The organism is Shimazuella sp. NTD250 (assembly GCF_059510375.1).
The window spans coordinates 184581-200679 of record NZ_JCAJZS010000005.1 but is presented as its reverse complement, the minus strand read 5'-3'; the positions used below and the strand labels follow the sequence as shown (position 1 = coordinate 200679).

The 16099-nt window shown below is 34.6% G+C and carries 15 protein-coding genes; 10 read left to right on the top strand and 5 right to left on the bottom strand.

Translation table 11 applies throughout. The annotated features are described in order from the left end of the window. Positions 1-92 precede the first annotated feature (92 nt). The 4 genes from AC5WOF_RS14365 (at position 93) to AC5WOF_RS14350 (ending at position 3162) form a co-directional block, all read left to right on the top strand. Positions 93-293, top strand: coding sequence for a hypothetical protein (locus tag AC5WOF_RS14365; protein ID WP_496050634.1), 201 nt, complete (start codon positions 93-95; stop codon positions 291-293). Between the two features lie 293 nt (positions 294-586). Then, entirely contained in the window at positions 587-1528 is a 942-nt protein-coding gene (locus AC5WOF_RS14360) for an EamA family transporter (protein ID WP_496050633.1), read from the top strand. 329 nt (positions 1529-1857) lie between these two features. Beyond that, the gene (locus AC5WOF_RS14355) at positions 1858-2538 is read left to right on the top strand and encodes a hypothetical protein (protein ID WP_496050632.1); all 681 of its coding nucleotides are present in this window, start codon (positions 1858-1860) and stop codon (positions 2536-2538) included. Positions 2539-2610: 72 nt separating this feature from the next. Beyond that, complete coding sequence (locus tag AC5WOF_RS14350) at positions 2611-3162, top strand: hypothetical protein (RefSeq protein WP_496050631.1); 552 nt, start codon at positions 2611-2613, stop codon at positions 3160-3162. A 124-nt stretch (positions 3163-3286) separates the two neighbouring features. Here AC5WOF_RS14350 and AC5WOF_RS14345 read toward each other — a convergent pair whose 3' ends face one another. Genes AC5WOF_RS14345 through AC5WOF_RS14335 form a run of 3 tightly spaced genes read right to left on the bottom strand, consistent with a single transcriptional unit; the run spans position 3287 to position 6241 of the window. After that, entirely contained in the window at positions 3287-3898 is a 612-nt protein-coding gene (locus tag AC5WOF_RS14345; RefSeq protein WP_496050630.1) for a hypothetical protein, read from the bottom strand. Between the two features lie 32 nt (positions 3899-3930). Then, the gene (locus AC5WOF_RS14340; RefSeq protein ID WP_496050629.1) at positions 3931-5535 is read right to left on the bottom strand and encodes a HAMP domain-containing sensor histidine kinase; all 1605 of its coding nucleotides are present in this window, start codon (positions 5533-5535) and stop codon (positions 3931-3933) included. Further along, positions 5525-6241: a response regulator transcription factor gene (locus AC5WOF_RS14335; protein WP_496050628.1), complete on the bottom strand. Its 717-nt coding sequence runs from the start codon at positions 6239-6241 to the stop codon at positions 5525-5527. Before AC5WOF_RS14335 ends, AC5WOF_RS14340 begins: the two co-directional genes overlap by 11 nt. Positions 6242-6419: 178 nt before the next feature. Between AC5WOF_RS14335 and AC5WOF_RS14330 the strand changes: the two genes are divergently transcribed. The 3 genes from AC5WOF_RS14330 (at position 6420) to AC5WOF_RS14320 (ending at position 9031) form a co-directional block, all read left to right on the top strand. Further along, positions 6420-7100 carry a phosphatase PAP2 family protein gene (locus AC5WOF_RS14330; RefSeq protein ID WP_496050627.1) on the top strand — a complete coding sequence of 227 codons (681 nt, stop codon included), beginning with the start codon at positions 6420-6422 and terminating at the stop codon, positions 7098-7100. 65 nt (positions 7101-7165) lie between these two features. Then, on the top strand, positions 7166-8338 hold the full coding sequence (locus AC5WOF_RS14325) for an MGDG synthase family glycosyltransferase (RefSeq protein WP_496050626.1): 1173 nt from the start codon (positions 7166-7168) through the stop codon (positions 8336-8338). 30 nt (positions 8339-8368) lie between these two features. After that, positions 8369-9031: a TVP38/TMEM64 family protein gene (locus tag AC5WOF_RS14320; protein ID WP_496050625.1), complete on the top strand. Its 663-nt coding sequence runs from the start codon at positions 8369-8371 to the stop codon at positions 9029-9031. A gap of 210 nt (positions 9032-9241) precedes the next feature. Here AC5WOF_RS14320 and AC5WOF_RS14315 read toward each other — a convergent pair whose 3' ends face one another. Continuing rightward, positions 9242-9658 carry a hypothetical protein gene (locus tag AC5WOF_RS14315; RefSeq protein ID WP_496050624.1) on the bottom strand — a complete coding sequence of 139 codons (417 nt, stop codon included), beginning with the start codon at positions 9656-9658 and terminating at the stop codon, positions 9242-9244. A gap of 922 nt (positions 9659-10580) precedes the next feature. On the opposite strand from AC5WOF_RS14315, the gene AC5WOF_RS14310 reads away from it, so the two are divergent. The 3 genes from AC5WOF_RS14310 to AC5WOF_RS14300 all read left to right on the top strand — a co-directional run bounded on the left by AC5WOF_RS14310 (position 10581) and on the right by AC5WOF_RS14300 (position 14764). After that, positions 10581-11573 carry an NAD(P)/FAD-dependent oxidoreductase gene (locus tag AC5WOF_RS14310; protein WP_496050623.1) on the top strand — a complete coding sequence of 331 codons (993 nt, stop codon included), beginning with the start codon at positions 10581-10583 and terminating at the stop codon, positions 11571-11573. 170 nt (positions 11574-11743) lie between these two features. Next, positions 11744-12835, top strand: coding sequence for an NAD(P)H-dependent flavin oxidoreductase (locus AC5WOF_RS14305; protein WP_496050622.1), 1092 nt, complete (start codon positions 11744-11746; stop codon positions 12833-12835). Positions 12836-13087: 252 nt separating this feature from the next. Then, a complete protein-coding gene (locus AC5WOF_RS14300; protein ID WP_496050621.1) occupies positions 13088-14764 on the top strand; it encodes an NAD-dependent malic enzyme in 1677 nt (558 codons plus the stop codon). A gap of 78 nt (positions 14765-14842) precedes the next feature. On the opposite strand, the gene AC5WOF_RS14295 is transcribed toward AC5WOF_RS14300, so the two are convergent. Next, a complete protein-coding gene (locus tag AC5WOF_RS14295) occupies positions 14843-15937 on the bottom strand; it encodes a peptidoglycan DD-metalloendopeptidase family protein (RefSeq protein ID WP_496050620.1) in 1095 nt (364 codons plus the stop codon). Positions 15938-16099: the final 162 nt, after the last annotated feature.

The following is a 16099-nucleotide window of genomic DNA, read 5'->3' as shown; positions in this document are numbered from 1 at the left end:
AATAATAAACTTTCTTGAAATGACTAATTAGTGCTATTTATAACAAAAAAAGAAATATATACAATATATTGTAAGCAATTTAGGAGTTAGTCATGCATACAGTTGCTTTGTCTAAGGACAACAAACCCATTTGCTTTAGAGAAGATTCTGATGGTCAATTTACTGTCACAGAAAACGGAGTGGAGTATGTATACGCTATCGAAAGCGTCGCTTATTTCCTCTTCTGGATTAAAGCAGTTCTCGGGACAGAACAAAAAGTAAAAACACGCTGTTCCTGTTGTGGTATAAGTTGACATAGGAACCGTTATTCGAAAAGAGGATAACGGTTCAAAATATAGGTAGAAAAAGTCAACTTGTATATTTTAGTCAGTAATTTAAAAGAGTTCTTTCTGGGAGTAAGTCAGAACAGAAGAAAACAAATTTATATATATGAAAAAGAAACAAGCTAACCATCAAGCTTGTTTCTTTTTTTAAAAGATATTCATTTATCTGTAATAAAGTTATGATAGTTGTGCTGTAAAATAAAATAGCAAGTTTATAAATAGTGTTAAAATTTATTTTTTAAATTATTTTATAGATAAGAAGGATGGACATGAAAAGCATAATACATCGAATACCGAAACAAATTATAGGCACTATTTTGCTATTATGTGCAACTCTCTGCATTTCAAGTAGCCAAGTTTACTATGGTATGTTTGTTCAGAATTTTAACCCTTATTTTTTTGTATTCGTGAGCTTTACTATTACATTTCTGTTTTTTTTATTTATTGAATTAACAACACTTAAAAACACAAATGTCAAAGTTCCAGTATCTTCGAAGGATTGGATGGATGTTTTTTTTATCAATCTCATCACTGCAATGACATTCATTTTTTACTATGGTGCTCTAAAATATGTTGAGCCAGCAGTTGTAAGTTCTATCATGTGGGGAATTGGTCCTGTTGTGGCACTTCTGATTACCAAATTGACTCTTCCAATGAAAAAAACTCCATTCCTACAATTGATAGCAGGAACAGGTATATTAGTAGGTGGTTTATTTCTTGCTTGGGCTTCTATGAAAGGGCAATCGGGTATCATCGTTCAATCAACTTCTATTCTTTTTCTTGGTCTGCTTTTCACTTTTCTTGCTGGTATTGGTAATGTTGCTCTCACTTTTTTCTTGAAAAAAGTGAGTAATCAAGGATGGAATTCTTCTAAAATATTAGCTCATCGTTTTTATTTGATCATTATCATTTCTGGCATCGTTGTCTGGTTCAATCAATATTATCAAGCTATTCCTTTGATGGATATGATAGGGGTTATTTTTATAACATTTACAGGAACTGTTTTACCTATGTATCTTATGCAATCTAGCATGAAGTACAGTAGCCCGTTTTCTGTTCTCATCATAAGTTCATTAGCACCTTGTTTTACCTTTTTATTTCAATTATTAGATCCACGAATACAAATATCATATTCTACCTTAATAGGTGTTGTGATAACCACTATTTTTGGTTTTTTAGTAATGTTCAAAGATGAAAATAATTAACACTTGTACTGTCAACTTAATATTTTGTTACATAAGTAAAAAACTCTTTTCATTGCAAAAGAGTTTTTTACTTATGTATGTTAATAACACTGTATACTTGAGCTTAAAAAGAGAATGCCAATTATAAGATAATATTGCTTTATTTATGTGTAATAATGCAAAAGAAGTATTGTTTGATATATCAATAGTAGAATAAAATATTACTAGGCGGTGTAGTTTCATGTGTTTTGTTTCAAAAAGATTATAGCAATTAAAAATTTTTTATGAAATCATCATCCTGTATTATGGAAGAGTGAGTGTATGTTGCAGAACCTAATGGAGAGAATCAAATGAAACGAAAAAATTTAGAATTGATGACAGATTATATTGTAAAGTACATGGATTTAAGAGAAATCATGGAACCTATTCAGGTTGATGAGCAAGTTTTTAAAATCGAATCTTATCAAGAGAAGTATGAAAATTTGTATTTTGGTGCCATTAAGACGATCTGTGATTTATTAAATGAAAACATTCCCTTATCGAAAAAAAGATATCTTGCAAAACATCTAGAGGAAAGGGTTAAAAGTCATAAAGAAGTCCAGGAACAACTTACTGTTAATTTAAATCAGTTAATTCATGTAGCTAGAATGAAAAAACACCGTATTGTAGCTGTTCGCCATGATTATACAGCCTATTGTTCCCTTGAAAGTATCCAGTTTCCCTCTTATCAAAATTCAATAGATAATATGGTTTATTTTTTAGAATTAGATGAAATAGTTGGAAAAGGAATTATGAGAGAGTATATAAATGAATTTACAACTGCAAAAGGAATAAAAGACAATTCTTTCTATACACAGTGGATCAGCTTAAATGGTAAGAATCTTGATCGGGAAACATCTTTCCATAAAAATATGTGTATATTATGGCCAAGTTATCAAGAGATACCACTCCCAGAAGATGTACTGCCTAAAAACGATCCATTTGAACTGGAAGCACAAAAATGGACCATTATTTTAAGTAGGCTATCATAATTCATTTTCTTTTGGAATGTTTGAAGTGGTAAAAGTAAAGATAACACTGAAAAAATAAGAGTGAGGATACTTGTGAAATATTTCAGAGTAGAACATAAAAATTATTTCCGAGAATGGATTGTTGCACAAAATGAAAAGGAAGCGATTAACTATCTAGAGGTTCAACGATTTCATGGAGAAAACTTTTCCTATGATGATGTGGCCGTTGTTGAAGAGCTGTACCATTCACCTATCTATCGCGATGAACATAAAGTGTGGCCTTTTGAAGAAAACGAAGTACCGTTTGAACGGTGGGTATTTACTTTGAGTAAACCTGTATATATGGGAAACTCCGCTGAAACATGGGGCCATTGGACAGAAGCTATTTTCTTATATGATAGAAAAATAGAAGTTGAATGTAGCTCAGGGATTTTAGAAGAAAAGGAAGAAGAGATATGTCTTCTCTGGGAATATCCAAAACATCAGCAAAATAACTTAAGTTTACTTGCAGTTTGCTCTAGTATCGATCATGCAAAAGATCTAATAAAAAAGAGAGTAGCTTCATTATTACAAACGGATTTTTCTGCAAAATTACCGTATGGATATGTAATAGTTGTAAGAATAGTAAATGAATTGATGGAATAGATTTTTAGGGCACAAGATGTATTACAAAACAAGGGATCTCTGTATTCTCCATGTGATCCCTTGTTTTTGTTGTCAAAATCGAGACTTATTCAAGTATAGTCGCTATTTTTTTTCTAAAATATAGTTAAGAGACTGCTTGTTTATTTCGCTTATCTATCCATGTTATGGCTGCCCATAATACAATGGTAACTGCGACCATGAAGAAGAAAAATCCTCCAGCATGGATGAGTAAAGCAATGAACCAAATGTGGCTTAAGATAAAATGAGAGGTACGGATAAACTTATTCTTTACACGCTGATATAACCAACCATAGATGGCAATGGTAAGTAGGATTAGTAAAGCCGCAATGCCGGTTAATAGTTTGGGATCATCAAGTTTGGTAAATAAGTAGTAGGTACCATGGATAACCACAAGGATTAATGCGATCCATCCTGTAAAAGTATGAATAGCATATAGTCTTTTTCCCCATAATTTTAAGGGTTTGAAAGGAGAAGCTAGTTTTTTCTTGAATAGTAACCACCAATAGCTGATTGCACCGAGTGCAATTGCTGCGTTTCCAAAGATAGTAAAGTCAAATCCTTTTTGTTCTTTTACATTTTGTATACCATTTGGCGGTACACCCTGAGGATTTCCTGGTGGCTGAAGGGAAGTTTTATAGGCTGAATATCCAACAAAGAAAAGAAAAATAAGAGTGACCAATATAACTGGTATAAATACTCGTTTATCTTTTTTCAAAATAGAATCTCCTTTACATAATCGTGAAGATTTTAATGAAAGAATGGTAAGTTTATAGTAAGTCGAATAACTTGATTTTTATAATCTACATGAATCTTTCCATGATGTAAGTCGATAATACTTTTGGTAATTGCCAATCCGAGTCCTGCACCAGACTTACTTGAAGAGCGGGACTTATCAACCCGATAAAATCGATCAAATAATCGATTGACCTCTTCTTGTGACATCTCTTCACATGGATTTGAAGTAGTGATTTGAATGTATTGTTTAGTCTTAACCATTTCTATTTGAATCTTTCCAGGGTACGTACTATATTTGATCGCATTGGTAAGGATGTTTTCGAAAGCTCTTACCATTAGATTCGAATCAACTTCCAGCATGACTGGTTCACTAGGGAGATTTTTAATAAATGTGACGTTGTTTTCCTTGGCAATGGGGTCTAGTTCGTCAATCAATTGTTTTAACAATTGATTGAGACTCACTTTTTCTTTTTTTAGTTGTACACCTTCTCCATTTAAACGAGTAAAATCGAATAAATCTTCTATCAATTTTTTTAATTGTTCCGATTTCCCATAAGCAATATCGACATATTCATCAAGTTGGATTTGGTTTTTATATTGATGATCTTTCACTAACCTTATATACCCCATGATCGAAGTGAGTGGAGTACGCAAATCATGTGAGACATTGGTAATGAGTTCATCTTTTAATTTTTCTGTTTGTCTTTCTTTTTCAATCATCTGATCTAATTCCGAAGCCATATAATTAATGTTGATTGCGAGTGAACCTAGTTCATCTCTACTTTTTTCTGGAATACGAAATTTTAAATTTCCTTTTGCTATTTCTATTAATCCAAGAGCAATCTCCTCAATTTCATTCATTTTACGTTTGGTTATAAGATAGAAACAAATAAGAAAAGATATAAGTCCTAGTAAATAAGGAGTAAATCCTGTCTCTTTTCCGTATACAACTTTTGCTTTAGGAACGCCACTGACAATTAAATAGGTTTTTGTTCCACTTAGGTTCATAGGATACATTCTTGTTACAATTGGGTGTTTCTCATGACCATCTAGAGGCTTTTGGGATTTGGCAATCATATGTCGAATATCTACCTTTGTCTCATTCACTCCTTGTGATTGATATAGAACTTCTCCATTTGTATTGGCAATGAAGGCTTGAAAATTATTTTGTTGTTTTGATTTGTTGATTACATAAAGAATTAATTCATGTTTTGTTAAGCGATAAACCGATTTCTCATTATTCTGTACAGATAACCACTCTTCATTCGTCTTTTTCGTTGGTAGTGACCGATTTAGAAACCTTTTTTTGAAAATAGGGTCGTTTTTTCCTATTTCTTTTATAAATCCATTTATATCATTATCGATCTGATCAAATTGTTGAACTAAGTTTCGTGCACTTTCATCAATCGTTATTATTCCTTCAGTATAATCGAGTCTGCGTTCGTTATTTACGAATAAAGGGCTTGATACGAAACCGATTAACATTGAAACTAGAATGCAAAACGTAAAAGCCAATATAAGTTGAATTCGTACGCTTCTCCTCACTTGTTGGACAAGACTATCTATATATTTGCTATTAAAGAGGCGGATGGGGAAAAACCGCTTGTTATTCTTCAATTTTATAGCCAACCCCCCATACTGTCTTTATATACCGAGGTGCTCTTGGATTCTCCTCGATCTTCTCACGCAAATTACGAATATGGACCATGACAGTATTTTCTGATTCATAGAAAGATTCATTCCAAACGCGTTCATAGATTTTTTCTGTATTGAACACCATACCAGGATTGCGAGCCAAAAGCTCTAAAATAGCAAATTCTCTTGGTGTCAGTTTGATTTTCCTATCTGCTACTGTGACTTCATGGGAAGTAACATTGATCAAAAGCTCATCTATAGAAATAACGTCCATCTGCTGTGCACTATTACTATGAGCATTTCCATCTGATTGGTTTAAGCGCAGATAGCGGCGAAGTTGTGACTTTACTCTAGCCACTAATTCTAGTGGTTGAAACGGTTTTGTTACATAATCATCGGCACCAGTGGTCAATCCCATGATCTTGTCCATATCCTGTGATTTGGCAGATAACATGATAATTGGCACATTTCTATTTTCCCTTATTTTCATACACGCTTGAATTCCATCCATATGAGGCATCATGATATCTAATATCACCAAATGGATGGTTTCGTTTTCTAAATAATGTAATCCTTCCAATCCATCTACTGCTTTCAGGACGTTAAACCCTTCATTTGTAAGATAAATCCCTATTAAATCACGGATTTCTTTCTCATCATCAATGATGAGAATCGTTTCTTGCGCCACGAGAAGAACTCCTTTCTCTGCCTTACAATTTACGCTAATAATCTTAAGGAAAACACAAGGTATTTCTTAATTATTTCTGAATTTCCTTCTTGTTTTTTCAGATGTTCTTCAGATGGAATATTATTTTTCCTTAAGAACTTTTTTGTAGTATGGCATACAGACGAGGAGGACTAAGAAAATGAATGAAAAATGGAAATTAGTTGGTATTCTTTGTTTTCTGCTCAGTATACCAGCAATCATGACAATTTATCCTTATTTAAATACACCTGATCGTGGTGTCCATACGCTAGTAACGACTATAGATAATTCCATTCCTGTTGTAAAAATTTTTGTAATTCCGTACGTTGCTTGGTTTGGTTATTTATTAATAACATTGGTTTATTTTTGTGTTTCTGATCGAAAACTTGCATTTCAAATAATACTCGTTTTTGACTTAGGTTTGCTGGTTTGCTTTTTTATTTATTATTTTTTTCAAACGCAAAGTCCGGTTCGTCCAGATATCACAGGGCATGATTTTCTATCTCGAATTCTTCAGTCTGTATATCAAATCGATCATCCATACAATAGTTTTCCAAGTATTCACGTCATGAGCAGTTATTTAATGATCCGAGCCATGCGTAACAGCTTAGTGAAAAATTTATGGATGAAATGGATTATCAGATGTTGCTCCACTAGCATTATTCTTTCAACTTTGTTCATCAAACAACACGTCATTATAGATGTAATTGCTGCTATTTTACTAGTTGAATGCTTGTTCAAAGGAGTGGAATTTATGTATGAATGGTTGTCCTTAGATCATAGAACAGAAAAAGCAGTTGCCAAAAAAACAAGTTCGTATTCTGTTTATAGTGAAGGATGAAAGGTGCTTGGCAAATCAAATGAAAAACAAATGATGATAAAGATTACATTTGAAGGAGAAAATTTATGAAAACTGGAAACAAAGAAAAGATATTGATTCTAACAGGAAGTTTCGGTGACGGACATATTCAAGTAGCAAACGCACTTCAAGATGCAATGAAAATTCGATTTCCACATTGGGACCCAATAATTATTGATACGATGGAGTTCGTCCACCCTTATGTGAATCATCTGAGTCGTTTTTTTTATCTCCAAGGAGTGAAAATCTTTCCTCATGTGTATGGTTATTTATATCAAAAGACTAGGAGAGAAAACCCACTCTCCAATATAATGAAAAAGGTTTTTTCGACAGGGATCGGACGAATAATGAGATGGATCAAAGAAGTGAAACCATCGATTGTAATTAGTACGTTTCCATTGGCAGCAGCTTTGATGTCAAAATTGAAATCATACGGGTTGGTAGATATCCCTACAGTGACGACTATTACGGATCACACCGACCATAGTTCTTGGATTTATCCTTATACAGATCAATATATTGTCGGTTCGAGAAGTGTTCGCGATGCATTGATCGCATTAGGAGTGGAAAAAGAGCGAATTGCGGCCACAGGGATACCCCTTCGACCACAATTTACACAGTCTTTTAAACGCGGGGAACTTATAAGAAAGTATGGTTTAAATTCAAATATGCCTACAGTACTAGTGATGGGAGGAGGTTGTGGGATGATTGGTGATGGAAATAATACTATTTTGGACTTTCTTACCCTACCACAACCAGTACAATTCATCATTGTTTGTGGACATAATGAAAAACTCCGAACTCAATTGAGTGAGAAACTGAAGGGAACCAAGCATTTCATTCATTTTACAGGTTACATTGATTATGTTCATGAACTCATGGCAATCTCAGATTTGGTTATTACTAAACCGGGAGGAGTTACCACTTTTGAGGCAATTGCTATGGAGTTACCTATGCTCCTATACAAACCAATTCCTGGTCAGGAACAAGATAATGCTGAATTTCTCGTTCGTTCAGGTGTGGCAATCTATGCCAAAACCCCTTGGGATTTAACGGTTCATCTATCAGAATTGTTGACAGATATCACACTACTTAAAAAGATGAGAGATAACTCCAAACAATTTTATCCAAAAGAATCTTTGTTTTCATCATTAGAAGTTATTTTTAAAACAAAACATAATCATAAGAAAACTCGAAAATTAAAATATACAATTGGTTAAGTCAGAAAACAGAATAGGAGGAGAACGAAATTGGAGTTTCGATATCAACGTGTTTCGCCAGCACTTAGATACCTTTTTGTTGGAAGCTTGATTCTTTTCTTACTTCTTACAGCACTATATGTTTACTTTGTTCATACTGGAATTGCAAAAGAATGGTTGTTATCCATTCGTAATTTAGGTGTTTTTGGCATTATCTTAGGCATTGTCATTCAAACGATTGTAAATGCGATACCTGTGCCAGGTGAATTTGTTTCTATTTTTCTTATCGAAATATATGGTGTGGTGGAAGGCGGATTTTACACATGGGTTGGTGGGGTATTAGGAGCAGTTCTTTCTTATTATCTATCAACTTGGATCGCTCGTCCCATCATTGAACCTTTTACTAAACCATACCTAGGAAAAGTAGATGAATGGGTTAAAAAACGGGGAGATTTCGGACTTTTGTGGATACGATTTGTACCATTAGTTCCTTATCATTTAATAAACTATGGGGCTGGTCTATTACAAATAAACAAAAAAGCGTTTGTTTGGACAACAGCATTGGGAATCCTTCCTTTTATCATATCGATAAGCAGTATATTTGCCGGATTTCGTTATGGTCATTTTATTCCATTGTTCCTTGGTAGTACTATATTTGTCGTATCATCTTTTCTAAGTATTATTATGCGAAAAAAAAAGGATGATAGATCATAAAAACTTATGTGGAGTAACATAAAGATAGATGCATTTAAGAGGATTGGATATGTAAAAAAAGATTATTGCATTTTTAAACAATTGGAATAAAAGAAAATAAAAAGAATGAGTCCGATATAATATCGAACTCATAGCTGGGGAATTTTGCATTATTGTACTTTGAATGTAATTAGAGATGAATTTGCTGTTAATTATAATATGTATTTGTTTTTATTTATTGTATTGATAGGTTTTGAGTGTTCCTCCTGAGTAATCATCAATTATAGATCCCTTTGTTTCAAGTTTATGATACTTTTCTTTGGATTCATCTGAATAAATACGTGCAGTCTTACCTGTATAAAAGAAGATATCTCCAGCATTTTCTGTTAAAGCTGTCTCCATCATTTGAACAATTTCTTGAGAGGTTAATACATTGTTCATTGTTTCTAACGTTTCAAAGTGAGCTTCAATTATATATTGAACATTCGCAGCTTTCTCGGACATACCTGGTTTATTATAAGAAATAGAAGTTACATCTGTGCAAACGAAACCTGGTAAGTTGTAAAAAATGGGTAACAGTTCTTCTAGATAAAGCTCTCTAAATTTTTCCTCTTCAATATTTCGGAAGAAAGTCATTGTTTTATACATGATTTTAGTTTCCCTTCTTGGAGCTTGGCTCTTATTTATTGCATACATCTATCATTTCGAAAGAAGAAAATGTGGTGTTTCTATTCTAGAAGTCAATTTTTCAATATATATAGAGTGGTTGTTAAATAATAAGAATATATTCTGGTAAATGAATAAATGTAATAATAAATTAATTATACTGATAATAGATACAAAGTCCAACAAATATAATAGTAAATTTGTTAAAAACTTAAATAAATAGGAGCAGTTAGCTTAGCTGAGGAAATTCGAGTTTATGGATAAAAATATAAATTACATTTCGTTTTTCTCGTTCTAAAAGCTTATGGATAGCAATGGTGCTTGGATTTATGACTGTAATCGGTCCACTTTCGCAACCAATTTTAGCGAAGGAACTATATGCAAATGAGTCTTTGACCCAATTAAGTTTAACTCTTGTTTATTGGGGTTAGCATGGGGACAATTATGGATGTTACCATGGGGCTGTTATCTTATTAACGGATGTAGGAGTATGTTATGTAATATTTGTTCTTCGCAATCAAAAACAAAAATAAGCTTTAGCGAACAGAACGAAATTCGTTTGAAAGTCCGCAAAGAATCGATAGAAGTGAGAGAAGGATCTTAAATTGGAATTGGCTTTGGAATAAAAGGGTATATAAACATATAAAGTACAAATTCATGGATGATATATAAGTAACTCCAGATGAGTAAATTCACTAACATTTTATGGGAAATCCGCTTGATATGCACGTCTTCCGCATCTGTTGTAAAGAGCAACAAAGGACGCTACAGCCGTGCAAAGCGAGACTAGGAACGAAGTGACGTAGCGAGACTTGTGCCCTTGTCTGAGGTGCATATCTTCGCTTGGGATTTTTTGTATCTATTTTTGCTCAAGTAGAGTAAGTAATATAAAGAGGTGAGTAAAATGTCATCAGAAAATGAAATCTATGATGTTACCATTATTGGAGGAGGACCTGTAGGGCTATTCACAGCTTTCTATGCAGGAATGAGGAAAGCAAAGGTTAAAATAATAGAAAGTCTACCGCAGTTAGGAGGACAACTAACTGCATTGTATCCAGATAAATATATTTATGATGTGGCTGGTTTTCCAAAGGTAAGGGCGCAAGAACTAGTGGATAATTTAAAGAAACAAATGGAGCCATTTCAACCTACTGTTTGTTTGGATGAAGCAGTTGAACAAGTGGAAAAACAATCTGATGATATTTTTAAACTAACAACCAATCAAACAGTTCATTATACAAAAACCATTATAATTACAGCTGGAAACGGTGCATTTCAACCAAGAAAGATTGTATTAAATAACGCAAAGATGTATGAATCTGCAAACCTGCATTACTTTGTTAAAGATTTAAATGAATTTGCAGGAAAGAAAGTGGTTCTTTTTGGGGGTGGAGATTCGGCTGTTGACTGGGCACTGATGTTAGAGTCAATTGCAGAACAAGTGACATTGATTCACCGTCGTGATAAATTTCGTGCACATGAGCATAGTATGGAATTACTCATAAATTCTGCTGTGCAAATAAAAACACCTTATGTTCCGATCGAGTTGATTGGAAACCAAAGCATTTCGCAAGTAGTTATTGAACATAGTAAAAATGGAACAAAAGAACTGATTGATGTAGATGATGTTCTTGTTTTTTATGGTTTTGTGTCCTCTCTCGGTCCAATTAAATCATGGGGTCTAAAGCTAGAGAAAAATGCAATTGTCGTCAATTCAAGACAAGAAACAAATATACCTGGTATTTATGCAGCAGGAGATATATGTACCTATGATGGAAAAGTCAAACTTATTGTGACTGGTTTTGGAGAGGGGTCTACAGCTGTTAATAATGCAAAGGCTTACATGAACCCAGAATCGAAAGTTCAACCCATACACAGTACAACTTTGTTCTCTTAAATTTTTTCGGTTATTGTTTTTGAAAGCATATCTGATTATAAATATTAATGGGTGCGTGCAATTTATTAATAATTCCTAATCTAATGAAAGATATTGTCTCATTAAGATTTGCATTTTTGTATTAGAATAAATTTGATTGATTAAAAATCATTTTATGGAGGTTGAAAAAAATGCTTGAGACAGACTTAACCCGTCTTCTTCATATTCGCTTTCCACTTATACAAGCTCCGATGGCAGGTGGTCCAACTACTCCTGCCTTAGTAGCCGCAGTTTCAAACGCAGGTGGATTAGGAAGTTTGGGAGCAGCATATTTAGCACCTGAACATCTTCGTAGTGAAATTCATAAGATCAGGCAATTGACAAACCGTCCATTTGGAGTCAATCTATTTGTCCCAGAGAATCCCAAAGAATCGAACGAAACTATAAGTAAAATGACAGATTATCTCAATAAATATCGTACAGAACTGGGCATCTCCCGTAATCCAGCCATTTTAAAGTATCAAGGGTCGTTTCAGGAACAAGTTCAAGTACTATTGGAAGAAAATATCTCTGTATTTAGTTTTACCTTTGGCATACCATCACGATCTCTAATAGAGGAAATGAAATCCAGAAAAATCGTTGTAATTGGTACTGCGACTACAGTTGATGAAGCTAGACTATTGGAACAAGCAGGAGTAGATGCTATTGTAGCTCAAGGAAGTGAAGCGGGAGGACATCGAGGTACATTTCTAGAAAATAGTTCTAATTCTCTAATAGGAACGATGGCTCTCGTACCGCAGATAGTAGATCAAGCGTCGATCCCAGTTATCGCATCAGGTGGGATTATGGATGGAAGAGGGCTTGTCTCAAGCCTTGTATTAGGTGCATCTGCTGTACAAATGGGTACTGCGTTTTTGGCTTGCCCAGAAAGCGGTGCTCATCATGTTTATAAACAAAAAGTTTTGTTGGAACATGAAGATGCTACCGAAATAACACGTGCATTTTCAGGCAAAGATGCGCGTGGGATTCGAACAACCTTTATGAGTGAAATGCAACATTTTCCTAACACTATACCTGCATATCCCATTCAAAATGCAATGACAAAAGATATTCGCCAAGCAGCTGCAAATGCGAATAATCCAGAGTATATGTCTCTCTGGGCTGGACAAGGTCTTCGTTTAGTCACTGACAGCTCTGCGAAGACAATAGTTCAACGAACTGTTGATCAAGCAAATACGATTCTGAAAGAAATAGCTTCAAGGAACATATCCTACATGAAATAAGCTGTGCTGTGTTTGGGATACTTTTATATATATTTTGCATATGAGTATATTTGTTGTATAAGCGGATTTGAATAAATAGGTAGAATATGTTTTCTTGAAAATTGGCGATTCATTTCATAAGATAGCACTAATGTAGTAGTAAAAAAGGTAAGTATTTGAGTGTTATTTGGAAGGAAAGAAAAAACGCTTCTATTTTTTTATTTTTATTCAAAGAAAATTTTTATCTAAATGGAACTGATTGGAGGGAATCTTATGCAGGATCAACAAGAAACAACACTACGAGGTCGCAGTATTTTAAAATCTTCTAAGTTAAATAAAGGGGTAGCTTTTCCTATGGAAGAACGGCAGGAACTTGGCTTAAATGGATTACTTCCACCTGCTGTGTTAACCCTTGAAGAACAAGTATCACGTTCATACGAACAATTTATAGAACAACCTGATGAACTTAGTAAATATGTTTATTTGAGTCTATTACGATCGCGTAATGAGATTTTGTTTTATCGTTTGGTGACCGATCATATAAGTGAAATGCTGCCGATTGTATATACACCAACTATTGGTTTAGCAATCCAGCGGTATAGTCAAGTATATCGTGGGCCAAATGGCTTATATCTTTCTATTGATGACCAAGATGGAATGGAAGAGGCATTCCAAAATTTAAGGGTCCATTCAGACGACATTGATTTAATTGTTGCTACAGATGGGGAGAGAATTTTAGGAATTGGAGACTGGGGAATAGGGGGAATCGATATTGCTATTGGAAAACTCACCGTATACACAGCAGCTGGAGGAATAAACCCCAGTAGAGTACTTCCAGTTATTTTAGATGTTGGAACGAATCGCGAAAGTCTATTGGAAAATCCATTGTATATTGGGAGACGTCATCCAAGAGTACGTGGAGAAAGATATGATGTTTTTATTGATGCCTTTGTAAAAAATGCTAACCGTATGTTTCCAAATGCTCTGCTGCATTGGGAAGATTTTGCACAGCTTAATGCTAGACCAATCTTAGAGAGATATCAAAACAAATATTGTACATTTAATGATGATATTCAAGGTACAGGTGCTGTTTCCTTAGCTGTGGTACTGGCAGCTGTTCGAGCTTCTAAAATCCCATTGGAACAACATCGGATTGTGGTTTTTGGTGCTGGTTCAGCTGGTATTGGCATTGTAGAGCAGATTCGTGATGAGATGATCCGTGGCGGGTTATCAAAAGAGGAAGCCAATCGTAAGTTCTGGTGTATCGATAGATTTGGATTGTTAGTAGAAAATATGGAAAACCTTGCTAATTTTCAACGTCCTTATGCTAGGTCTTTAGGTGAAGTAACCGATTGGAGTTTTACGACGGATAGAACTATCAGTTTTCAAGAAGCGGTTCGCCAAGTACATCCAACGATTTTGATTGGAACTTCAACAGTTGGTGGTGCATTTACAGAGGAAATCGTTCGTGAGATGGCAGCTAATGTCGATCACCCTATTATCTTACCTATGTCTAATCCGACTAGTTCGTCAGAAGCAATTCCCAGTGACTTAATATACTGGACAGAAGGCAGAGCTCTCATAGCCACTGGTAGTCCTTTTAAACCTGTGACCTATAATGGTGATACATACGAAATTGGTCAGGCCAATAATGCATTTGTTTTTCCTGGTATTGGCTTAGGTACAATCGTCTCACAAGCAGAGAGGGTGACAGATAACATGTTGGCAGTGGCAGCCGTTGCAGTTGCAGAATTAGTAGAAATAACCAAACCGGGAGCTTCTCTATTACCGCCAGTGGAAAAATTAAGAGAAGTATCCATAAAAGTGGCTACTCATGTGGTGCAAGCTGCGATTAAGGATGGTGTAGCGCGAAAGATTCCAGAAGATGTTGAAAAAGCAGTCCAAGATGCTATGTGGCAACCGGCTTATCGTCCTCTTAAAGGGATTTAAAAAGGATGTTCGGAGAAAAAAGAGATTGATGTTGAAACATCAATCTCTTTTTTCTATTACTAGGTGTCTTTCTATATATCACGAAATCCATTTTCTAGGGTCGGATGAAGGAGGTTTTTCTCCGTTGCCATATCTTACTTCAAAATGTAGGTGGGGCCCAGTAACGTTACCATTTGCTCCGACCGAAGAAATTCTTTCGCCAGCCTTGACTCTTTCTCCCGCATGTACTTTTACTTGATTAGGATAACTATGTGCATATCGAGTGAAGACATGTTTTCCATTTTTTTCACCATGATAGATGGTAATTAACCAGCCATATCCAGAAGCTGGGGCACTTGATACTACAACCCCATCTCCTGCGGCATAGATGGGAGTCCCTGTTCCACCACCATAATCTGCACCTTGGTGCAGGATAGGTCGTTTGTAAATGGGATGATTTCGATATCCCCATTGTGAGTTAGTGGGTCCATTGGAAGGACGTTGCATTTTACCATTGTATGGAAAGCGAAGTTTTCCGTTTTTCCAATCTTCTAAATTGATTTGACTGAATTCATCCTCATGTAGTTCTTCAAAAGCCTCCAAATTATGAAGATCCTTTTGGCTCTTTTGAATTTCCTTCACTAATGCGTCATATGCAACTTTCGATTTTTTTATTTGTTCGTTTTGTTCTGAGACTAAGACATCAAATTTACTTTTTTCTTTTTTGATTTTTTCTACTACTTTTTTTCTTTCTTCAATTAAGGCAGTGTCCTGTTTGATAATAATCCGAATTGTTTCCAGTTTATTTAGAAATTGACCGAAACTTTGAGATTCCAGAAGTTGAGATGTATAGTTGAATTGGCCTTGTTCATAAAACAAACGAATTCGCTTTTTTAGGATCTGATCGTATTTTTCCATTTCTTTCTCTGCATTGGTAAGTCTTAACTCAATAGGAGCAGCTTGTTGTTGGATTTTATTGATTTTTGTATTGGTTTGGTTTATCTCCTCTACAAAGCGTTGTAATTCTTGATCTTGTTCTGCTAATTCATTCAATACATTTTCTTTGTTTTGTAGATGTTGTTGAATTTTTTCACGTGATACTTCTTCTGCATCAGCATCAGAAAAAGGGAGTATCGGGGAAATAAGTATTGTAATAAGTAGAGAAGATACAAGTTTTTTTCGCAATATTCGCATATCAAATCAATCCAATCTCTTGAAAGCTTTTATCATTATGTAAGGGGTTGTAAAAAATAAGTGAACTTATAATGGAACTATGTCTATTTTACCTTACCTTGTAAATCCTCCTCTGACAGTTAAAATCTGTACAATTTTATTCTTATTCGATTACTTAATATT